The organism is Corallococcus sp. bb12-1 (assembly GCF_026626765.1).
In the GTDB taxonomy this organism is placed as follows: Bacteria; Myxococcota; Myxococcia; order Myxococcales; family Myxococcaceae; genus Corallococcus; species Corallococcus terminator.
Map to the genome: position 1 here is coordinate 245,284 of NZ_JAPNJZ010000021.1, position 21,113 is coordinate 266,396.

Below are 21,113 nucleotides of genomic sequence, written 5' to 3' on the forward strand. Positions count from 1 at the left end.
ATGTTCTCGCGACGAACTGTCCTGAAGGGCATGGCCGCCGGCCTCTTCGCGCCCTACTTCCACGACGTCCATGCCCAGCCGTCAGCGTTGCCGGCGCGCCTGGTGCTGGTCCTCGAGTGCAATGGCGTCTACCCCCGCGCGCTCCTGAGCACGGGCACCCGCGCGGCGCTGGGGGGACGCGCCAACACCTCCGACCGTCTCTTCTGGGACGCGTACAAGGACACGCCGCTGGTTCGTGAGGGCGACAATCTCGCCAGTGCGATCAGTCTCGGACCGCTGGCGGCGTCTCCCGGAAACATCGACCTGGTGAACCGCTCCGCCGTGCTGCTGGGGCTCTCGAGCCTCATCGCGGGCGGCGGGCACTCCAGCGGGACGGGCGCGCTGAGCTGCGCGGTGAACGGCGCGGGCGCGACCTTCGACGCGGTGATCGCACCTCGCCTGCGCCGTGGTGCACCGTTCGACGTGCTGCGCCTGGGCACCAGCTCCGCGCGCGTGTCGATCGTGTACGAGACCTGCGCGCTCGGACCCCGCAAGCCCGCGGGCATCATCGTCAATCCGTCGCTCGCGTTCGACAGCACCTTCGGCTCGCTGCTGGGCGGCTCGACGAATGGGCGCGATCGCAAGATGCTCTTCGACTTCGCGCTGGCCGACTCGCGCAAGGCGCTGGCGGAGTTCAGCGGCAACTCCAACGAGCGGCTCAAACTGGAGCGCTACCTCTCCTCGCTCGAGTCGCTGCGCACGCGGGAGGATCAGCTCGCAGGCATGGCGGACCGCGTGCGGCCCTACCTGCCGCTGGCGCCGAAGGACAACCCGCTCATCACCGGCGCGGGCTCACCGCCCGACTCGCTGAAGTGGTTCGAGGCGCAGTTCCAGATCGCCACGGCGTCCCTCCTGGGCGGGCTGACGAACACGGTGGTGCTGGCGACGGGCACCTCGGGCTTCGACGTGGCCTACGGCCCGGACGTGACCGACATCCCGCGACACAGTCTGCAGCACGGCCTGGATGAGGGGCAGAACTGGGATCGCGTCGCCGAGGTCACCCGCCGCCACGTGCAGTTGGTGGCGAAGCTGGCGAGGACGCTGGCCGCCACGCCCGAGGTCGGCGCGAGCGGCTCGATGCTGGATCACACCGCGATCGTCTTCATGTCCGACAACGGCGAGCAGCACCACTCAACCGCGCGCGAGTGGCCGAAGCTCGTGGTGGGCGGCAACGCGCTGGGCCTGAAGACCGACGGGCGCACGGTCGTGTACCCGAAGTACGACGCGGCCCGGAACCGGCAGGTCTCCAATCTCTTCAACACGCTTGGCCACGCGTTCGGAGATGCGGACTTCAACACCTTCGGGCACGAGGGCAGCACGCGCATCGCGCCGGGACCGCTGAGCGAGCTGTATGGCTGAGCCGCGAGAGCGGGCTGGGCGGCTGTGACGCCGCCACGGGTGCCCAACAGGAAGCGGCGCGGGGCCCTCCGATGGTGGAGTGCCAGCCGCGCCGCTCGGATGTTGCGAAGTTCGCTCGATTCACCGGCGCGAGGCGCGCTACGCAAAGAGCTCGCCGCCTGAGCTTGCCCGGGCTTCGTGGCTCTCCCTCGCAAGGAGCGCTTGGGGCGCTACCTGTTGCTACCTGATATTCGGGCCAGCGAGAAGCGCGCGTCAGCGAACGCGTCATTGCATGCACAGTCCTGCGGATGGGCGCCCGAAGAATGCTGGGCCAGAAGGGGCGGAGGTCTGTAAGGGTGCGCGGCTGTCCCTGTGGCGCCGGGCGGCTCGTGACAGGTCGCGGTAGAATTCTGGCCTGCCAGCTACGGTCGGCAAGAATGGCAGGTTGCGGGCCATCGTAAAGGCGCTTGCTCAAACGTTGCGCTCGGCCTTGCGGAGCCGTTCAGAGCTGGCGCTGGAGAGCCTGGCTCTTCGCCAGCAACTCGCAGTCTTCCGTGAGAAGCGCCCATCCCCGAGGCTTGCTCGGGGCGACCGCCTCTTCTGGGTCGTTCTCCAACGCCTCTGGCAGGGATGGCGGAGGCCACTGTGCTTTGTGTAGCCGGCGACAGTGGTGAAGTGGCATCGGATGGGCTTTCGGCTCTTCTGGCGCTGGAAGTCTCGGAGTCGGGTGGGGCGGCCTCGGGCAACTCCGGAACTGCGCGCATTGATTCGGCGCATGGCCGGTGCCAACCCGACGTGGGGTGCCCCGCGCATTCACGGGGAGTTGCTGAAGTTGGGGATGGAGGTAGGCCAGACGTAACCGTTCAGGCCCCTGCGTGAGAGGGATTCAGGCTTGAGCGTTGCGCTTGGCGGCCACCCGGAAAACCGACACCTTCCGGGTGGCCCTCACTCAAAGCCAGGCGCGCAAGCGGCGCTCCCTCCATGGAACTGATGGAGCCCACCGCCAACACCACTTGGTGCCAGCGTGGACGGGCATCCTCTCCCGAGAACGCCGCGTGGCATTTGTGGCAGCAGCCGGGCGCTGCATTCCGGGCCCGTCCGATCGGCGACGCGCGCGTGACACCGTAGGGAGAATCACCCCCTGTGTCAGGGAAGTTGTCGCCTCGGCTGAGCGGCCGGGATGACCACGCCTTGGGGGCGAGAGCAGGCAGGACGCAGTGCCGTACACGGATGGATTCAAGGCGCAGTTGGTGAAGCGGATGGTGGGCCCGGGCGCGGTGAGTGCCGCCGCGTTGGCTCGCCAGGTGGGCGTGTCGCAGCCGACATTGTCGCAGTGGTTGCGGGAGGCGAATAAGTTGGCGGCGATGACGCCCCCGCCCGAGGAAAAGCCCGCCCCGCCGTCTGGACCGAAGAAGTGGACGCCGGAGGAGAAGCTGCGCGTGCTGGTGGCGGCCCAGGGGCTCGCAGGCGAGGCGTTGGGGGTGCTGCTGCGCCGCGAGGGGCTGCACGAGGAGAAGCTGAAGGAGTGGCAGCAGGCCCTCGCGGGTGCGGCCACGGAAGCCCTGCCGGCCAAGGAGCGCAGGCGGTTGGCGGCGGCGGAGAAGCGGGTGAAGGAGCTGGAGCGCGAGCTGCGCCGCAAGGAGAAGGCGCTGGCGGAGACGGCGGCGCTGCTGGTGCTCGAAAAAAAACTCCAGGCGACGGGCTGGGACGAGCGACACCTGGACGACGAGGACGACGCAGCGGACGAGAGGCGCGAGAAATGACGCTCGCCCACGTGCAGGAGGCCCTCCAGCAGGGCGTGCGGCTGGAGGCCGTCTGCGAGCGGCTCGGGGTGGCTCCGCGCACCATTCAACGCTGGAGCAAGCCGGCCACCGCGCAGGATGGGCGGTGCGGTCCGCGCACCCGGCCCGCCAACCGCCTCTCGGAGGCGGAGAAGCGCCGCATGCTGGCGGTGGCCAACAGCGAGGAGTTCCGCGACGTCTCGCCCAAGCAGCTGGTGCCGAGACTCGCCGACCGGGGTGAGTACGTGGCCAGCGAGGCGAGCTTCTACCGGGTGCTGCGCGCAGCGGGCCAGTTGGCCCACCGGGGCCCCGCGAAGCCGCCCACGCCGCGCCCCAAGGCCGAGCACACGGCCAGCGCCCCCTGCCAGGTGTGGAGCTGGGACATCACCTACTTGAAGGGCCCGGTGAAGGGCTGCTTCCTCTACCTCTACCTCGTGGTGGACGTCTTCAGCCGCCGCATCATGGGCTGGCGCGTCCACGAGGAGGAGTCCTCCGCGCATGCCGCGGCCCTCATCCGCGACAGCTGGCACGAGGCGGGCTGCCCCGAGGGCTTGGTGCTGCATTCGGACAACGGCGGCCCCATGAAAGGCGCCACGATGCTGGCCACGCTGCAATGGCTGGGCGTGGCCCCTTCCTTCAGCAGGCCTCGCGTCTCGGACGACAACGCCTTCTCCGAGGCCCTCTTCCGCACGCTGAAGTACCGCCCCTGCTTCCCCCAGCGAGCCTTCGCCTCGACGCAGGATGCGCACACGTGGGTGGCGCGTTTCGTCACCTGGTACAACACCGAGCACCGGCACTCCGCCATCCGCTTCGTCACGCCGGAAGCCAGGCACTTCGGCCTCGACGCAGCCCTGCTCGCCCAGCGCCACCAGGTGTACCTGCGTGCTCGCGCACGTCACCCCGAGCGATGGAGCCGCGACACGCGCGACTGGACGCCCGCGGGCCCCGTGCGCCTCAACCCCTCACCGGAAGGACAGGAACTGAAGCGCATCGGCTGAACCCTTTCATGCGACAACTACCTTGACGCTCACCGATCATTCCCCGCGGAACGCGCCAATAATCTGATCATTCACGCCCGAGTCGACGTTCTTGTCGCGGTAGACGACCAAGGCAGGCTCAGCGGCGCTCCTCAGACCGGTATCCCACCACTCGGACCAGGTCCCATGAGGGATGGACGGGTGCCTATGGAGGGTGCTGGCCCATAGAATATTGTCACCCGTTCCGCGATGTATGCAGAGCACATTACCGTTGACATTGACCAGGGTCGGCGTGTTTGGGGTCATCGCGACGCCTATCCGTTGTGGGGGCGTCCAGACGTGCCCATTGAACTCCGTCCATAGCAATCGCTGATCCGAGGGGCTTTGGTAGGCGCAGACGAGATTGGCGCCAAGGAGGGCCACCAGTGCCGGGCCCGTCGAGGTGAGCATGTTATGCGGGAGTTCCCGGGGCGCACGCCAGCCGAATCCCGGGACGTGCGTCGTCCACATCAATCGGGTGGCGCCGCCACCTGGGCGTCGGTAGAGGCAGTAGAGAGAGTCGCCACATGACGCCAGCGCAGGGCTCGAGTCGCTTTGAATATCGTGCGGGAGGGGCTGGCCCGGGCTCCAACTGCTCCCGTTGAAGATCGTCCAGTACAGCCGCTGATTGTTGCCCGAGCCCCGATACACGCAATGGAGCTGGTTATTGTATGTCGCCAGCGCGGGGCTGGCGCGAGAGGCTTGGGTGCCGATCCGCGTGACGTCGCTCCAGCCGGTCTCTGGGTCGTAAGCCATCCACGACAGGCCCTCGTCATTACCGATGCCGCGCTGTACGCAGACGAGCTGGTCTCCGAACACGGCCAGCGCGGGGCTCGTGGCGCTGTGGTGATTGGGGAATAGCTCCGGCGAGCTCCATGCCCCTAGCGTGGCCCCGACCTCGGATACGCTCCACCTTAGCGCGGTATCGCCCAGAGAAGATGGATGATTCAGCGGGCGAGGCGTGAGCATGAGCGGGATGGGCCAAGGGGAGACCAACCGCACCCCTTGCCCCCGGGACGCCCGCTCTATCCGCAAGTGCCGCACGCGGATGTATAGATCCATGGCAATAGACACCTTTGTCGGGAGAAAGTTCCCTACCACGTCAGCGATGAAGCCTTCGAGCGTGGTGAGCACATCGACGGCCCGCTGGTTCAGGTGCACCTCGAATCCCCACCAGTTGGGTCGGTGGAACTGGATCTGCACGGAGGTGGTAGACATTGCCGCAGCGACCTCGCCCGGAGACTCAGCGACAGGTTGTGCTGTGTGCGGCGCCTCAGATTTGGATGCTGCTTTGGATGACATTTGGCAATAGCACTGGACTGCGCTCCACCTGTCAAGCCATATGACAACCACACCACATGATTCCCGGGGCAGACTGAGGCATCCCCATTTTTGGCAACCGTTCAGGCCCCCGCGCGAGAGGGATTCAGGCCTGGGCGGGGAGCAGCGAGGGGGAGGAGTTGCCATGGAAGGCCGCGGTCACCGCCTCACGCAGGAACGTGAGCACGCTGCGGCCCTGCGTACGGAGGCTCGCGGTCACCGTCAGCATCCGCTCTATGACGCGGCTGCCGGCCGCGCTGTGCGTACCGAAGCTGCCCTTCGCCAGAGGACACCCACCAGCCGCACGTCGCGCGCGGCGCGGTTGTTCGTCGGCTCCACGCCGTCCAGCCGTGTGAAGCGCCAGAGCGCCGGCCACAGCTTCAAGAAGCCCTTGCAAAAGCGCTGCGGGCGGCTGGGCGAGAGGGCTGCTCCGAGTTCCAGCAAGGAGCGGACGTTGCGCTTCACCGGGGCCATGTACCGCTCGAAGGTCCATGCGTGGATGCGCCCGCGCTGAAGGCGGTGCCATACGTCGAAGACGGCCTCTGCCTGCTCCACCAGGCCCGCGCGGACGGCACGCACCCGCACGCGCTCAAGCGGCTGGCCAAGGCCCAGGTGCTCATCCTCGACGACTTCGGCCTGGAGCCGCTGGGCTCGGCCGAGCGCAAGGAGCTGCTCGAAGTCTTGGAGGATCGCTACCACCAGTCCTCGACGGTGGTGACCTCCCAACTGGAGCCCAAGGATTGGCACGCCGTCATCGGCGACGCGACGCTGGCCGACGCCATCCTCGACCGGCTCGTCCACAACGCCCACCGCCTCCGGCTCGCCGGAGACTCCATCCGCAAGGCGGACGCGAATTTGACGAAGGCTCGTAAGCAGGTGAAGTGACGAAACGTCCCAGCGTCGCTGACGCTCCGACTGCTCGCCTTGGCCGGAACGGCTGCTCGGCTTGAGCTGGAATGGGTGCTCACCATCGCCGGAATACGCAGTCCCCCGGCTCCGCTGCGCCTCCACCTCCTGCTTCAGCTTCCCTGCCAGCTCCTTCAACTCCATCCCCACGCGCTCCTCCTGCCTCGATTCGAGCGCTCACCTCCGCACGTCATCCTCCTCCCGTCACGACGGGGTCGGGCGAGGAGGTACGAAGGAATCGCTCATCCTTCGCGGGGAAGTGACTGGAGAGGCGATTGATGAGGCGGCCCGGAAGAGAAGGTGGCTTCACGGGAGCAGCATATGGCGGCTCGCAATCATCGTGCGACCTTGTCCTCCACTACGAGGGCGGTAGGATGCTTTGGCGAGATGATGGGCGTGCCAACCTCGCGAGGATGCATGGGGAGTATGAAGAATGCTGCAAAGAAGTCGGCTCCAAAGAAGCGGCGCAGTAACCAGGTACCAGGCCAGTTCTACGGCTACTCCCTTCAGATCACGCGCGTCGTCGCCCACTTTCTTCGTGCACGCCAGGGCCAGTCGGTTTCTATCGAGCATCTCGATGATGTTGCTACGCACACCGACGAAGGCGTAATCGCCGAGCAGGACAAGAGCGGCTTGGCGCACAACCCCGTCGCCGACCGGAGTCCCGAGCTGTGGAAGTCGCTCGCCAACTGGGTTCGCTCGATCCGTGATGGCGCACTGAAGTCGGACACGAGGTTCCTCTTTTACGTCGCCCAAGGACACCACGGCGACGTAATCGACTGCATCCACGCGGTGAAGAATAAGGCAGATGCCGACGCGGTCGTCCTGTCGTTGCGCTCGAAGTTCTGGGGTAATCCGCCAAAGTACGCGGCGAAGGCGAACCTGCCGAAAGGGCTCGCTGAGCACGTGAACGAAGTGCTCTCTGCTTCCAGCGAGGTTCTAGCGCTGCTCTTCACAAACCTCAGCTTAGAGAACGGCTCTGGTGCACCGAACGATGACCTGACTGCGCTGCCCGGCATGGCCGCCATCAGCCAGGAAAAGAAGGACGAAGTCCTCACGCTCCTCTTGGGATGGGCGAAGAAGGTCATCGACAAGAGGATCGAGGGGGGCCGCGCGGCAGTCATCACTTGGGACGAGTTTCACAGGCAGTTCGTCTCGGCAGCCAAGAAGCTCGACCGTGCAGAGAACGTCCTCGCCGCAAATCCAGTCGAGGTGACGGAGGCCGAACTCCAGAAGGAGCTACGCGATCGCACCTATGTTCGCCAGCTCGAAGTCGTGCGGTGTGACGACGGCGAAATGGTTCAGGCTGTGAACGACTACCTTCGCTCGGTCGCCCACCGGACCAATTGGAGCGAGGACGGCGACGTCATCGAGAGCAGTTTCGGTGAGTTCGAAGATAGTATCGATCGAGCCTGGAAGAGCCAGAAGGCGGTGGTCGACATCGAGCAGAAGTCACTGGCGGAAGAGGAGCGCGGGCGCCTTCTCTACGCCAAGTGCCAACTGCTCAAGGTGCCGCTCCAGGGGATGGATGTCCCTGGCTTCTTCGTGCCTGGAAGCTTCCACACATTGGCCAACTCGCTGCGTGTCGGCTGGCATCCGCGCTACCGTGAGACCGTTGCTGCGCTGGTTCCTGATTTACCCGAAAACGAGCAGGAAGTGACTGGCGTTGCCCCTGCTGCGGATCCCGTACGGAAGCGTAGGCACTCGACGGCTCCTCCGTCTGCTGTCGCCGGGGGCGAGCTTGTCGACAAGGGAGGCGGAGAGTGACTGCTATTCTTAACGAGGTTCAGGCAATGCAGAACCCGGCGCTGGGCGCGGCGCTTCTCTGGCGTTTTGTCTGCGGGTTCACGCCAGAGTCGAAACCAAGCGGTACGCCCCTTCCATTGGCGTTCGTCGTCCTGCCGCTGACCTTTCACGCGAAGTCGGTAGAGAAGGCGACGGCCACTCTGGCAGCTTCAGGGCTGCGAAAGTTCGAGGCGAAGTTCAGCGACGACGACCGAGGAGACGTTCTTCTCTCCCTTCAGCCGCGAATGTTGGCGATGCGAGACTTGTCGCTTCGCTCCCTTCGCATTGCGATTCGGAGCGGCCTGCTCACGCTGGTGCCCAGGGAGGCGGTTCTCTGGCCCCGGTCTCGCTCTGCGCCACCTACCGACGCGAAGGCCGTCGGAGATCTCCTGAAGTCGGCTGAGAAGCTTGGGGCATGGTGTCGCGACGTGTCGCTCTTCGAGGCGGCTGGCCTGCTCAAGGTGGAGTTCTGAGATGCACTTCCAGCTCAAAAGCTTGGTCCTCTGGCCGCACAACGAGAAGCTCGGACCACGCATCGTGTCGTTCGAGGCCAACAAGCTGAATGTGATCACAGGCGCATCGAAGACCGGCAAGTCTGCGGTCATCCCAATTATCGACTACTGTCTCGGCTCCGAGCGGTGCGCCATACCAGTGAAGACCATCCGCGACGCGTGCTCGTGGTTTGGTATCGTGATCATCACCAGCGAGGGCGAGAAACTGCTCGCGCGGCGTGAGCCCGGCGGTCAGCAGAGCACTGGGGAAATGTTCTTGCTTGAGGGAAAGACTGTCGAGATCCCTTTGACTGTGCCCAGGAAAAATACGAGCGCCGAGGACGTGAAGCGGATGCTTGATAAGCTCGCGGGACTGTCGAACCTCGGATTCGATCCAAGCGGGCTCGCAGGGGGCTTTAAGGGCAGGCCGAGCTTCCGTGACCTCCTCGCGTTCGCGTTCCAGCCGCAGAATATCGTTGCCAACCCCGACGTGCTGTTCTTCAAGGCCGACACGATGGAGCACAAGGAGAAGCTCCGCACCATCTTCCCGTACGTGCTTGGTGCGGTGACCCCGGACGTGTTGGCGCGGCGCTGGGAGGTCGAGCAGCTACTGCGCGAGCTGCGGCGCAAGGAGCGCGAACTGGAGGCACAGCGCACTGCATCGACGAAGTGGCGCGCCGAGCTTCAAAGCTGGGTTTCGGAGGCTCGCGCGCTCGGGCTTCTCTCGCCGGACGCAGTTCCACCTGATGCCAAAGAACACGAGCTTCTTGCCGCGCTCGAGAGCATCGTCACGAAGACTTCCGCAGACGCCCAGGTGTCCGACACCACACTCGACACGGCTGCGAAGGAGAACGCTGAGCTTGAGAGGGAGGAGGGGGCGGTTTCGTTGCAGCTCGCCGAGGTGAAGACGCGCCTTGAGAACATGACGAAGCTGCAAGCCGCTGTTTCTGACTATACGGGCGCTCTGAAGAAGCAGCGAGACCGGCTACAACTCTCTCGGTGGCTACGAGACCTTGCGCAGACAGCTCAGGGGACATGCCCAGTATGTGGCGGCGCGTTTGACCACGCCAACGGCGAGCTTGACGCCCTCTGCGATGCGCTCGCGAACGTCGAGGCGACGGCCCGACAACTTGAGCCGGTCCCGGCGGCGTTCGACAAGGAACTGGTGCAGGTCCGCTCACAGGCGCGCCGGATCACCGACAGCCTAAATGGTATCCGAACTCGGAAGCGGGCCATTGAGGAGCGTTCGATACGAATCAAGGAGGAGCGGCTGAGCCGAGCGTCTGTAGATCGCTTCCTCGGCCGGATGGAGCAAGCGCTGAAGGTGCTGAAGGAGCCGGAGGGCGATCCCGCGTTCGCTGCCGAGATCGCAGTGCTGAAGGCACGACTCGAAGAGCTTCGTGCCGGTCTATCGGATGCTGCTGCGCGCACCCGGCAGAAGGCAGCCCTGGAGCGCGTCTCAAGAACGATGGCGCGACTCCTTCCTGGTCTCGACTCGGAACGGGCCAAGGACCCCGCCGAGCTGAACATCGATGACCTGACGATCCGCGTAACCGGCAGTTCAGGCCGTCCCGACTTTCTCTGGGAGATCGGCAGCGGCGCGAACTGGCTTTCGTATCACGTCGCCGCGATGATTGGACTCCACGATCTGTTTCTGAGCCAAGTTGGGAGCCCGGTACCTAGCCTGTTAGTTCTCGACCAGCCGAGCCAAGTTTACTTTCCCCGCACGCTCGCCAAGGTAGCGAAGGAGGGCGACGATCCGACGCTTGGTGATGATGAGGACGTGGCAGCTGTTCGTAGGGTGTTCATCACGCTCGCTGCAGCGACGAAGGAGAACATCGGGCTGCAGATTCTCGTGCTCGACCACGCCAGTAAGCAGGTATGGGGTGACGTCGATGTACATCTCGTCGAGGAGTGGCGGGATGGGAAGGCACTCGTCCCCAGGGCGTGGCTGCCTAGCACCGCGTCGTGACCGTTGTTCGGTCTGCAATGTTTCGCGCCCGATGGCTCTCACGGGCGTTCTGTCCGCGAGCGATGCCCCAGCTCGCCCGTGGCGGCGCGGTCGGCGCGCCACGAGCCAACGTGGGCGCGTACGCAGCGCGCTTTGTAGGCTGCCCCTGCCGCGTGCTTCTGCGCGGCACCGGAAGACTCAGGGAGAGAGAACGGATGCGAGGGCATCCTCGGCGCCGTCTTCCCTGCCGAGAAGCCTCCTCCGGCGGCAGTGCAGCTTGGCGTGGATAAGAGCAGAGAGGTACGGACAGAGGGCTGTGTCTGCCGAGGACAAGGGCGAGACAGTCTGGAGATCGGTCTCGGAGAGTCTGCGCCGCGCGACGAAATCGTGAGTACCCAGTAAAGGCTAGCCGCGTTTCGCTCTCTCGCTTAACAGGTGGCCCAATTCGTCATTCTGAAAGAGGGAAATGACGTAACCCTGGAAGGTACGACATCGAAAGCCCTGGATTGTTAGAATCGGTCGCCCGTGGTGGTTAACAAAACTGTTAACCACTCTCGGCCTCTCTCTCCCCAAAACGGGTGAAAGAGCGGTCCAGAGAGCCCAATCGTCGGCGGAGGAGAGGGGGCGTCTCGCTCTGCGGGGTAGAGAGCCGAGAGCGCCCTCCTCAGCACCGCGAGCCAAAATCCCTTGGGATTCAGCGGCTTAAGCACGAAGGCCCCGCGATATTCATCGCGAGGCCCGTGTTAAACAAAAAGGCCCTGCCGGTTGGCAGGGCCTTTCAAGAAGCTCCCCGACGTGGACTCGAACCACGGACATGGTGATTAACAGTCACCCGCTCTACCAGCTGAGCTATCGGGGAATATGTCCCGTCGCGGCGGTGCGCTGCCGTGACGGACGCGATTTCTAGAGAACCGAGCCTGCCCTGTCAACTGTCACGTTCAATCCGATCTCCCGACTCTCCTCGCAGCCCTGGTCCGCCCTCGACGGCTGGGGCCCAGTCGCCTCCGAGGCCCTGGCCCGGATCCTCGCGGGCGACCCCGCGGAGCGCGTCCTCGACCGGACCCTGCGCGCCCACCCCTCGCTGTCCCGCGAGGGACGTCAGGCCCTGAAGGAGGCCGTCTTCAACGTGGGCCTCTGGCGCCGCCGCCTCGCGTTCCTCCTGGAGTCGGAGGAAGCGTCTCCCCCTCAGCTCCTGTTCGCGCTCCTGCACGGCCTCGGCGGTGTTCCTGCCCGGGAGGCCGCGTCCTGGGCCGGTCTGGAGGCTCCAGTGCCGCTTCGCACCGGGGAGCCCCCTTCGCTGGCGCTCCGGGCTTCGCTGCCGGACTGGCTCGCGGACCACCTTTCTCGGGAGCTGGGCCCCCAGGCCGAGGATTTCTGCGCCCACCTCAACGTCCCGGGCCCCATCACCCTCCGGGGGAATCCCGCCCGCCTTTCCCGTGAAGCCCTGGCCGCACGTCTTGCCTCGGAAGGGGTCGCGACCCGTCCCGGCTCCTGGAGCTCCCTGGCGCTCCAGGTGGAGGGCCCCCGGCCGAACCTCTATGGACTTGCCTCCCTGCGTGAGGGCCTGTTCGAGGTCCAGGACGAAGGCAGCCAGCTCCTCGGGCTCCTCGTGGAGGCCCGTCCCGGGGAGACCGTGGTGGACCTGTGCGCGGGGGCGGGGGGGAAGACGCTCCAGTTGGGGGCGGCGATGGCGGATTCGGGCCGCCTGATGGCCTACGACCCGGATGCGGAACGGTTGGACCGGCTCCAGCAACGCGCTTCCCGCGCCGGGCTCACCCGGGTCCAGGTGCTCCGGACGCCTCCCTCGCCCGGTCTTGGCGCGGACCGCGTCCTCGCGGACGTGCCTTGTTCGGAGCTGGGGTCACTCCGCCGGGGCCCGGACCTTCGCTTCCGGCTCGACCCGGACGTGCTTTCCCGGTTCTCCGCTACCCAACGCGACATCCTGGCCTGTGCCGCCGACGTCGTGCGCCCCGGCGGCCGGGTCGTCTACGCGACCTGCACCGTCAACCGTGCGGAGAACCAGGACGTCGTCGCGGACTTCCTCCGAACCCACCCGGACTTCCGCTCCGTCCGCCCCGGCGCCGGGTGGCTTCCAGACGCGTGCGTCCAGGACGGGTGCCTCTTCGTCACGCCGCACCGGCACGGCACGGATGCCTTCTTCGCCGCCGTGCTCGAACGCGCGGATCCGGTGGGGTAGGGCACCCTCCGACTGATTCATGGGAAGCAGCCGGCCGAGCGCTCCATGGGGCCTCGTTCCGCCTGGCAGCGGTACTCAACGCTTCGGGCCGGGCCCTTCCTGAATCACCGTGTCGCCTCCGCCCCCGGTGCTATGAAGCGCAGCGTGCGTTGGCTCAAGCCCCTTCCACTTCGTCCCCGCGACACGGTGCATGTCGTCGCTCCCGCGGGGCCCTTCGAACAGGCCCCCTTCGAGGCCGGCCTCCGGATCCTCTCCGAGCGCTACTCGCCGGTGCTCCGGCCCGACCTGGGCGCCTCGCACCGCTACCTCGCCGGTGACGATGCCCGCCGCCAGGAGGAGCTGTCCCACGCGTTCCTCGACCGCGCCTCCCGCGCCATCTTCTGCGCCCGGGGCGGCTACGGCAGCTCGCGGCTGCTACCCGAACTGCCGCTCGACAAGGCCGGGCCCGTCGCCTTCACCGGCTTCTCCGACCTCACGTCCATCCACTGCGCGCTCCAGGCCCTGGGCCGCGTCTCCTTCCACGCGCCCGTCCTCACGCAGCTCGGACGGCAGTCGTCCCAGGTCCACGACTACCTCTTCCGCCTCCTCGAATCCTCCGAAGCCCCGCCGCCCCTGACGGGCAACGCCACCTACGTGCCCGGCACCGCCGAGGGCGTCCTCGTGGGTGGCAACCTGTCCGTCTTCTCCCGGCTGCTGGGCACGCCCTACATGCCGCCGCTCGACGGCGCCGTGCTCCTCCTGGAGGACGTCACCGAGCGCCCCTACCGCATCGACCGCATGTGGACCCACCTGCGCCTCGCCGGCGTCTTCGCTCGCGTGCGCGGCATCGTCCTGGGCGACTTCACCGCCTGCGAGGAGAAGGACGCCCCGTACTCCAGCGCCGACGTGCTGCGCGAGCTGGCCCGGGACGCGAAGCTTCCCTGCGCCGCGGGCTTCCCCATCGGTCACGGGGCCATCAACTACCCCGTGGCGTTCGGCACGCACGTGCGCCTGGATGCCGACGCCGCACGCCTCACCTTCCTCGAAGGCGCGGTGAGCCCCGGATGAACCCGCATCCCATCGCCAACCTCCAGGCCGTGCTCGATGACGGCGTGGAGCTGGGCATCTTCCCCGCCGCCCAGGCGGTGGTGCTCCACAAGGGGATGCAGGTCTTCGGCGGGGTCGCGGGCAACGCCACCGGCGACACACGCTTCGACCTCGCCTCCCTCACCAAGGTCCTCTCCACCACCGCGCTCTTCCTGCGCCTGTGGACCGAGGGTAAGGTGGGCCCGAACACGCTCGTGTCCCGCTACCACCCCGGCACCCCTGCCGGCGACGCGGGCGTCACCGTCGCGGACCTGCTCTACCACCGCTCCGGGCTGCCCCCCTTCGTGCCGTTCTTCGCGGACGCCCTCAAGGCCCGGCCGGAGCTGCTCGACGCGGGCTGCTCCGCGAACGTGCGCACCCAGGCCCGTGAGGACGTGCTGCGCGCCGCCGCCGCCACGCCGCTGGAAGCGCCCGTGCGCACTCGCACCGCGTACAGCGACGTGGGCTTCATCCTCCTGGGCGACATCCTCTCCCGCGCTGCGGAATCCCCCCTGGACACGCTGTTCTCCCGCCACGTCGCGGAACCGCTGGGCCTCAACGCCCGCTTCCACCGCCTCACCGACTTCCCCGTGGACGGCACCACCGCGCACACCGGCGCGATGCGCCCCCGCGAGCCCGCTCCCGGCCAGGAGTCGCTGTGGAAGGACGTGCCGTCGAAGCCTTCCCGCCTCGGCGAGGTGGACGACGACAACGCCTGGGTGCTGGATGGCGTCGCGGGGCACGCGGGCCTCTTCGGCACCGCCGTGGACGTGGCCCGCTTCGGTCAGGCCGTGCTCGAAGGTTGCGCGGGCACGCACGCCGCGCTGGCCCCCGCGCCCCTGTGGCACCGCCTGCTCGCCACGGATCCGCTCCTCACGGGCAGCACCCGCTCCATGGGCTTCGACTCGCCGTCGAAGGGCCACTCCAGCGCGGGCCGCTTCATCGGCGACACGCCCCCGGGCGCCGTGGGCCACCTGGGCTTCACCGGCACCAGCCTCTGGGTGGACCTGCGGCGCTCGCTCGTCGTCGCCCTCATCACCAACCGCGTCGCCCAGGGTCGTCAGGACCTGCGCATCCGCGACTTCCGCCCCGCCTTCCACGAACTGGTCGTGGAGGCGCTCGACCTCACCGCACTCCCTTAAGGGACAGCATGGCTGACGACAACGGCAACGTCCTCGACACCCTCGACCCGAAGTCCGTGCGCCGCATCCACCTGGTGGGCGTGGCCGGCACCGGCATGGGCTCCTTCGCCGGCATGCTCAAGGCCGCTGGCTACGACGTCACCGGCAGCGACGAGAACGTCTACCCGCCCATGAGCGACATGCTCCAGGCGTGGGGCATCCCCGTGCGCACCCCGTACGCGCCCGCCAACCTGGACGCGGCCAACCCGGACCTCGTCATCATCGGCAACGTCATCCGCCGCGTGAACCCGGAAGCCACCTCCGTGCGCGAGCGCGGCCTGAAGCAGATGAGCTTCCCCGCCGCCCTGGGCACGCTCTTCCTGGACCGCTCGCACTCCGTCGTCGTCGCCGGCACCCACGGCAAGACGACGACGTCCTCGCTCATGGCCCACGTGCTGGTGGCCGCCGGGAAGGACCCTTCCTTCCTCGTGGGCGGCGTCACCCAGAACTACGCGGGCAACTACCGCGTCGGCAAGGGACCGCACTTCGTCGTCGAAGGCGACGAGTACGACACCGCCTACTGGGACAAGGGCTCCAAGTTCCTCCACTACCGCCCGCGCACCGCCATCCTCACCAGCGTGGAGTTCGACCACGCGGACATCTTCCGCGACCTGCCCCACTACGAGGCCACGTTCGAGAAGTTCGTGCGCATGGTGCCCCAGGACGGCCAGCTCGTCGTCTGCGCCGCGTACCCCAACGCCGTGCGCATCGCGCGGGCCGGCGGCACCGCGCCCGTCGTCACCTACGTGGCGAAGGAGGGCGCGGACGCGGACTTCACCCCGAAGAACCTCTCCTTCGGTCCGGACGGCGCCCGCTTCGACGTGGTGGAGCGCGGCCAGGTGCTGGGCACCGTGACGCTGCCGATGTCCGGCGCGCACAACGTGGAGAACGCGCTGGGCGTCATCGCCGCGGCGCGCGGCCTGGGCCTCACCTTCGCTGAAATCCAGCAGGGCCTGTCCACCTTCCAGGGCGTGAAGCGCCGGCAGGAGGTGCGCGCCGACGTGGACGGCGTGCTCGTGGTGGACGACTTCGCGCACCACCCCACCGCCGTGCGCGAGACCATCTCCGCCATCCGCCACCGCTACCCGGACCGGCGCCTGTGGGCCATCTTCGAGCCGCGCTCCAACACCAGCCGCCGCAACATCCACCAGGAGGACTACGCGCACGCCTTCCCTGGCGCCACGCGCGCCAGCCTCAAGGTGCCTGAGCGCCATGACAAGGTGCCCGAGGGCGAGGAGCTCAACGTCCCGAAGCTCATCGAGGCGCTCAAGGCCCAGGGCATCGCCGCGGATGGCGCCACCGACGTGCCCACGCTGGTGGAGCGCGTGGCCTCCGAGGCGAAGGCTGGCGACGTGCTGCTCGTCATGAGCAACGGCGCCTTTGGCGGCTTCATCGACAAGCTGCTCACCGCCCTGAAGGCCCGGGCCGGGAAGGGGACCTGAACCCATGCGCCTTCCGTTCATCACCTCGCTGGGGCTGCTGACGCTCGTCGCCGGCTGCTCCGCCCCCAAGCCGCTTCCGTCGCTCACCGACTCGCAGGGCGCCGGTGGGCCTCGCTCCAGCGCTTCGGCCCTGGAGTCGGAGCGCCGTCCGAACACACCGCTCGACTTCCAGGTGAAGCGCTACCCGGACAACAGCCCCTACGATTTGAAGAGCGACCGGGGCCAGGTCGTCCTCCTGGACGTGTGGGCCACGTGGTGCGAGCCCTGCAAGGACGCGCTGCCCATGTACGCGGCGCTCCAGAAGGAATACGGCCCGCGCGGCTTCAAGGCCTACGCCCTCAACGTGGACGAGGACATGCGCGCCATTCCGCCCTTCCTGGAGGAGGCGAAGGTGGAGGTGCCCATCCTCCTGGACGCCAATGCGCTGGTGTCCGAGCGCCTGCTGAAGGTCCGGCTGATGCCCACCACCTTCCTGATTGACCGCAAGGGCGTCGTGCGGCACGTGCACGAAGGGTTCGCAGAGGAATTCCTCCAGCGGTTCCAGACGGAAATCGAAGCGCTGCTCGCCGAGCCCGCGCCCTGATGGCCCTCCAGGGCCGCTGACCTCCACCCCCGAGGGAATGCCTTCACATGGCCCAGGACTCCGACACGCCCGCCGCCTTGCGCCGCACCGCGGAGGAGGGCGCCCGGATGGCCGGCCGCATCCTCCGGGAGCGCTTCCCCCTGCACCGCACCATCGAGTTCAAGGGCGGCATCGACCTGGTCACGGACGCGGACCGCGCCTCCGAGGCCGCGCTCCTGGACTTCCTCCGCGAGCGCCACCCGCACCACGCCATCCTCGCGGAGGAGAGCGGCGCGTGGCAGGGCACCGACACCTTCCGCTGGCTGGTGGATCCGCTGGACGGCACCACCAACTACGCCCACCAGGTGCCGCACTTCTGCGTCAGCGTCGCGGTGGAGGGGCCCGAAGGGGTGATTGCCGGCGCCGTCTATGACCCGATGCTGGACGAGCTCTTCTCCGCCGCGAAGGGGGAGGGCGCCACCCTCAACGGCCGGCCCATGCAGGCCAGCCCCGCGGAGCACCTGGAGCGGGCCCTGCTGTGCACGGGCTTCCCCTACGACGTGCGCGAGCGCCCGGACCTGCCCGTGGGCCTCTTCACCCAGCTCATCCTCCTGGCGCAGGGCATGCGCCGCACCGGCAGTGCCGCGTTGGACCTGGCGTACGTCGCGGCCGGTCGCTTCGACGGCTACTTCGAGTTCGGGTTGAAGCCGTGGGACATCGCCGCGGGCGGCCTGCTGGTGGCGGAGGCCGGCGGCGTCATCGTGCACATCGACGGGCGGCCCTTCGACGTGCTCAAGGGCGACGTGCTCGCGAGCGGCGCGGCGCTGCACCCGCTGCTGCTGGCCCAGGCGAAGCGCTTCCTGGGGGAGCTGCACTGGACGTCGCGCGACTAGAAGAAGCTCTCCGGCACGAAGACGATGTCGCCGGCCTGGAGCAGGAAGTTGCGTTCGCGGCCCACGCCGATGTCCTCCACGGGCACGCGAATCTTGCGCTCCTGTCCGTCCACCACGCGCGTGACGAGCGTGTTGTTCTTCGCCGCCAGCTTGGTGAAGCCACCCGCCAGCGTAATGGCCTGGATGATGGACACCTCGCCGTCCACCGGGAACGTGCCGGGCTTCTGCACCTCCCCGAAGACGAAAATCTTTTGCGAGTTGTACTCCCGCACCAGCACCGCCACCTGGGGCCGGCGCAGGTAGCGCGTCAGGCAGTCGCGCAGCACGTCCGCCGCGGAGCTGGCGGTGCGCCCCGACAGCGGCACCTTGCCGCACAGCGGATAGTCGATGGTGCCTTCCGGCGACACGCGCCAGGTGCCGGAGTGCTCAGGCTCCTGGAAGACGCGCACCTCCACCACGTCGCCGGGGCCCAGGCTTCCGCCGGCCGTCTTCGCGCGCTCCGCCGCGGAGGCCGGCGTGGGGGCGGGCGGGGGCGGGCGCGTCTCCGCGTGGCAGGCCACGAGGAGGGCCAGCAGTCCCGGGACGAGCAGGCGTGAAGCGAGGGGCGAGCCGGTCCGCGGGGAGCGCATGCGCTCGGCCTCAGTACGTGGCGGACAGCCGCGCATAGACTTCGTTGCGGGTGTAATTGAGGCCGCTGGCCTCCAGGGAGGAGGAGCGGCTGGTCAGCATGTAACCCGCCGAGCCCATCAGCCACGGGCGGAGCTGGTACTCCGGCCCCAGGTCCAGCGACACCACCGTGTCGCCCCGGTCGCCCGCGAACGAGAGGAAGTCCACCGCGCCCGCCGCGTGCAGCGCCAGCCGCGCGCCCATCAGCGAACGGGCCTCCGCGTAGATGCGGTCGTCGCGGAAGGTGCCGTAGGCGGCCACGGGTTCGAAGGCGCGCAGATAGCCGCCCTTCAAGGTGAGCGTCGGGCCCCACAGGTACGTGCCCTCCGCCATCGCCACCACGGTGCCGCCTCCGCCCGCGCCCAGGTTCTGGCTCCAGCCCGCCTTCGCCGTCAGCGTGATGCGCGGCGACACGAGCCCCGCGACGCCCGCCATCGCATGCAGCAGGGCCGCGCTGGGGGTGGTGGTGTCGTTGAAGTAGCCCCGGTACGTCAGGCCCGTGTCCGCCACCAGCGCCGTCTTGGGCAGGAAGCGCCAGCGGCCCTCCACGCCCAGCCGCAGGTTGCCGTAGTTGAACTGGCTGGCGGCGAGCGGATCACACTCCGCCTCGGTGCAGCCCACCGCGGGCAGGCCGCCCAGGGGTTCGAAGAACTCCATCGCGTACACGAGCGCGGGCGTCAGCTCCAACGCGCCACCGCCGGGCTTCCACTGCGCCCGGACGCGCGCCTCGTTGTAGAGCGACAGGATGCCCGCGCCCAGCGCCACCTGTCGCGTGCGGTCCGAACGGGTGAGCTGGTCGCCAACCTCCACGGACAGCGTGCCCTCCGGATCGAAGCGCAGCGCTAGGTCCGCCTGGCCTCCCAGGTAGGACGCCGCGCTGGAGCCCGCCGTCAGCAGGCCGGTGTAGGCGACGTAGTCCAGGTTGCCGCGCAGCGAGAGTGCCAGCTTCTGCGACGGCACGTCCAGCATCAGTCCGGGGCGCACGTGCAGGGCCAGCTCCCCGGACAGGTCCGGTGACAGCGGGCCGGTGCCCTGGTCGCGGAAGTAGCCCACGCCGCTGTCCAGCCGCGTCTCCAGGTCCAGCGTCGGGTGCAGCCGCCCGTTGCCCACCTTGATGCCGTTGCCACCCGGGGCACGTCCGCCCATGACCTGGGCCTGGGCGGTCAGCGGCAGCAGCGCCGCGAGCACCAGGGCCGTGAGGGCCAGACGGAATGTCCCAGGCTGCGTCATGAGGTCAGAGGCGTTCCGGAAGAGGAGGCGGCCGGCATAGCACGCGATTTTCCCCACCGGGAACAAACGCTCCACGGTCGGTGATGCGCTGCGTGAGGACGGGCCAGACACTCAGTCGATGGGGCTCGCGGGCGGGGGCCGCACCACGAGATCCGGCGGCGGCGCGGGGCGCGTGGGGTCGCCACCGGGCAGGTTGTCGGGCTCCTCCACTTCCACGAAGAGGTTCTCGTCGGTGCGGAAGGCGAGCTGGCCGATGCACTCCTCGGCCGCCGAGCGCAGCTGCCCCACCTTCTGCTGGGCGATCATCACCTTGGTGAATTCGTGCTCACCGGGCGCCGCCTCCTGCTTGCTGACGGCCTCCTGGAGCGCCACGTCCGCCTGTTCGGAGATGCGCAAGAGGCCCTTGATCTGCGTGAGCTTCTCGTTGGCGCAGTTGAGCTTCACCACGTCCTTGGTGCCCCGCGCCTCCTCCACCTTCTCCAGCACCTGGCGCAGCGCTTCGCGCATGCCGCCCAACGCCTGGGTGCTGCGAGCCACCTTCTCGCTGTCCGGCACGTCGCTGGCCTTGTCCAGGGCGGGGGCGGGCGGGCGGGCGGGGGTGGGCGCTGGCGCGGGTGCTTGCGCGAACGCCATCCCGGTGGTCATCACCACGACGAGCATTCCGACGGTGCGCATGTGCCTCACGAGTCCTTCCGGCCCCTTCTCTTCCAGCCGTCGAGCGTAGGAGCGGGGGGGAGGGGTGTCAACGCAATGCCCCATTGTCCTGCCGTACGAAGCTCAGTCCGGTGGAGCCAGCCGGGCGTTGGCGTCCCGCAGCCGCTCGGAGAGGCTGCGCGCGATGTTCACCACGATGAAGGTGAACCCCTCCGCGTGAGCAAGTCGGAAGGTGCGTAAATCCTGTGCGGTGAGCTGGAGCAGCTCCACCTCGCCCAGGGCGCGTACGGTGGCGGAGCGGTGGTCCTTGTCGATGAGACCCATCTCCCCGAAGAACTCCGGGGGGCCCAGCACGGTGAGGGGCTTGTTGCCGTTGCCGGGGCTGCCGCGCACCACCTCCACCTGGCCTCGAACGATGACGAAGAGGCTGTCGCCCAGGTCGCCCTCCTCGAAGACCACTTCGCCGTGCGCGTACCGGTACAGCCGCGCCAGCTCCGCCAGCCGCGCCAGCTCCGGGGGCGCGAGCATCTCGAAGAGGGGGGATGTGGCGATGACGGCCAGCTTCTCCATGTGTTCCCCGCGGGTCCGGCGTATCC

General features: G+C 67.9%; 18 protein-coding genes and 1 tRNA gene. 13 read left to right on the top strand and 6 right to left on the bottom strand.

Annotated elements, in window-relative coordinates:
* Together OV208_RS27015 and OV208_RS27020 are read left to right on the top strand one after the other, a co-directional pair.
* Entirely contained in the window at window positions 1–1,398 is a 1,398-nt protein-coding gene (locus tag OV208_RS27015) for a DUF1552 domain-containing protein (RefSeq protein ID WP_267576784.1), read from the top strand.
* Window positions 1,399–2,594: 1,196 nt separating this feature from the next.
* Window positions 2,595–4,156 (top strand): IS3 family transposase gene (locus tag OV208_RS27020; RefSeq protein ID WP_267575035.1). Its coding sequence is split into 2 segments (ribosomal slippage): window positions 2,595–3,057 and window positions 3,057–4,156, totalling 1,563 coding nucleotides; the frame shifts between segments, so codons are not numbered across the junction.
* Between the two features lie 36 nt (window positions 4,157–4,192).
* On the opposite strand, the gene OV208_RS27025 is transcribed toward OV208_RS27020, so the two are convergent.
* Window positions 4,193–5,392, bottom strand: a complete 1,200-nt coding sequence (locus OV208_RS27025) for a hypothetical protein (protein ID WP_267576786.1) — start codon at window positions 5,390–5,392, stop codon at window positions 4,193–4,195.
* 247 nt (window positions 5,393–5,639) lie between these two features.
* On the opposite strand from OV208_RS27025, the gene OV208_RS27030 reads away from it, so the two are divergent.
* From OV208_RS27030 to OV208_RS27050, 5 genes are all read left to right on the top strand, one after another.
* The gene (locus OV208_RS27030; protein WP_267576787.1) at window positions 5,640–6,008 is read left to right on the top strand and encodes a hypothetical protein; all 369 of its coding nucleotides are present in this window, start codon (window positions 5,640–5,642) and stop codon (window positions 6,006–6,008) included.
* Window positions 5,990–6,379 carry an ATP-binding protein gene (locus OV208_RS27035; protein ID WP_420715052.1) on the top strand — a complete coding sequence of 130 codons (390 nt, stop codon included), beginning with the start codon at window positions 5,990–5,992 and terminating at the stop codon, window positions 6,377–6,379. Before OV208_RS27030 ends, OV208_RS27035 begins: the two co-directional genes overlap by 19 nt.
* A gap of 447 nt (window positions 6,380–6,826) precedes the next feature.
* Entirely contained in the window at window positions 6,827–8,167 is a 1,341-nt protein-coding gene (locus tag OV208_RS27040; RefSeq protein ID WP_267576789.1) for an ABC-three component system protein, read from the top strand.
* On the top strand, window positions 8,164–8,658 hold the full coding sequence (locus OV208_RS27045; protein ID WP_267576791.1) for a three component ABC system middle component: 495 nt from the start codon (window positions 8,164–8,166) through the stop codon (window positions 8,656–8,658). Before OV208_RS27040 ends, OV208_RS27045 begins: the two co-directional genes overlap by 4 nt.
* 1 nt (window position 8,659) lies before the next feature.
* Window positions 8,660–10,648, top strand: coding sequence for a DUF3732 domain-containing protein (locus OV208_RS27050; protein ID WP_267576793.1), 1,989 nt, complete (start codon window positions 8,660–8,662; stop codon window positions 10,646–10,648).
* A 765-nt stretch (window positions 10,649–11,413) separates the two neighbouring features.
* Here OV208_RS27050 and OV208_RS27055 read toward each other — a convergent pair.
* Window positions 11,414–11,486, bottom strand: a tRNA-Asn gene (locus OV208_RS27055).
* A 153-nt stretch (window positions 11,487–11,639) separates the two neighbouring features.
* Here OV208_RS27055 and OV208_RS27060 point away from each other — a divergent pair.
* The 6 genes from OV208_RS27060 (at window position 11,640) to OV208_RS27085 (ending at window position 17,967) form a co-directional block, all read left to right on the top strand.
* Window positions 11,640–12,824 (top strand): RsmB/NOP family class I SAM-dependent RNA methyltransferase, encoded by a 1,185-nt coding sequence (locus tag OV208_RS27060; protein ID WP_420715054.1) that lies wholly within the window; start codon window positions 11,640–11,642, stop codon window positions 12,822–12,824.
* Window positions 12,825–12,956: 132 nt separating this feature from the next.
* Window positions 12,957–13,871, top strand: a complete 915-nt coding sequence (locus OV208_RS27065; protein WP_267576795.1) for a S66 peptidase family protein — start codon at window positions 12,957–12,959, stop codon at window positions 13,869–13,871.
* Complete coding sequence (locus tag OV208_RS27070) at window positions 13,868–15,031, top strand: serine hydrolase domain-containing protein (protein ID WP_267576796.1); 1,164 nt, start codon at window positions 13,868–13,870, stop codon at window positions 15,029–15,031. The genes OV208_RS27065 and OV208_RS27070 overlap by 4 nt, the downstream gene beginning before the upstream one ends.
* An 8-nt stretch (window positions 15,032–15,039) precedes the next feature.
* Window positions 15,040–16,512: a UDP-N-acetylmuramate:L-alanyl-gamma-D-glutamyl-meso-diaminopimelate ligase gene (mpl, locus tag OV208_RS27075; RefSeq protein ID WP_267576798.1), complete on the top strand. Its 1,473-nt coding sequence runs from the start codon at window positions 15,040–15,042 to the stop codon at window positions 16,510–16,512.
* 4 nt (window positions 16,513–16,516) lie between these two features.
* Window positions 16,517–17,095: a TlpA family protein disulfide reductase gene (locus OV208_RS27080; RefSeq protein WP_267576800.1), complete on the top strand. Its 579-nt coding sequence runs from the start codon at window positions 16,517–16,519 to the stop codon at window positions 17,093–17,095.
* Between the two features lie 47 nt (window positions 17,096–17,142).
* A complete protein-coding gene (locus OV208_RS27085) occupies window positions 17,143–17,967 on the top strand; it encodes an inositol monophosphatase family protein (protein WP_267576802.1) in 825 nt (274 codons plus the stop codon).
* Here OV208_RS27085 and OV208_RS27090 read toward each other — a convergent pair.
* The 4 genes from OV208_RS27090 to OV208_RS27105 form a co-directional block, all read right to left on the bottom strand.
* Entirely contained in the window at window positions 17,964–18,596 is a 633-nt protein-coding gene (locus OV208_RS27090; RefSeq protein WP_267576804.1) for a polysaccharide biosynthesis/export family protein, read from the bottom strand. The genes OV208_RS27085 and OV208_RS27090 overlap by 4 nt on opposite strands.
* Before the next feature lie 10 nt (window positions 18,597–18,606).
* Window positions 18,607–19,863 carry a hypothetical protein gene (locus OV208_RS27095; RefSeq protein WP_267576806.1) on the bottom strand — a complete coding sequence of 419 codons (1,257 nt, stop codon included), beginning with the start codon at window positions 19,861–19,863 and terminating at the stop codon, window positions 18,607–18,609.
* A gap of 111 nt (window positions 19,864–19,974) precedes the next feature.
* Entirely contained in the window at window positions 19,975–20,538 is a 564-nt protein-coding gene (locus OV208_RS27100) for a hypothetical protein (protein ID WP_267576808.1), read from the bottom strand.
* Window positions 20,539–20,640: 102 nt separating this feature from the next.
* Window positions 20,641–21,087, bottom strand: a complete 447-nt coding sequence (locus OV208_RS27105) for a cyclic nucleotide-binding domain-containing protein (RefSeq protein WP_267576810.1) — start codon at window positions 21,085–21,087, stop codon at window positions 20,641–20,643.
* Window positions 21,088–21,113 lie beyond the last annotated feature (26 nt).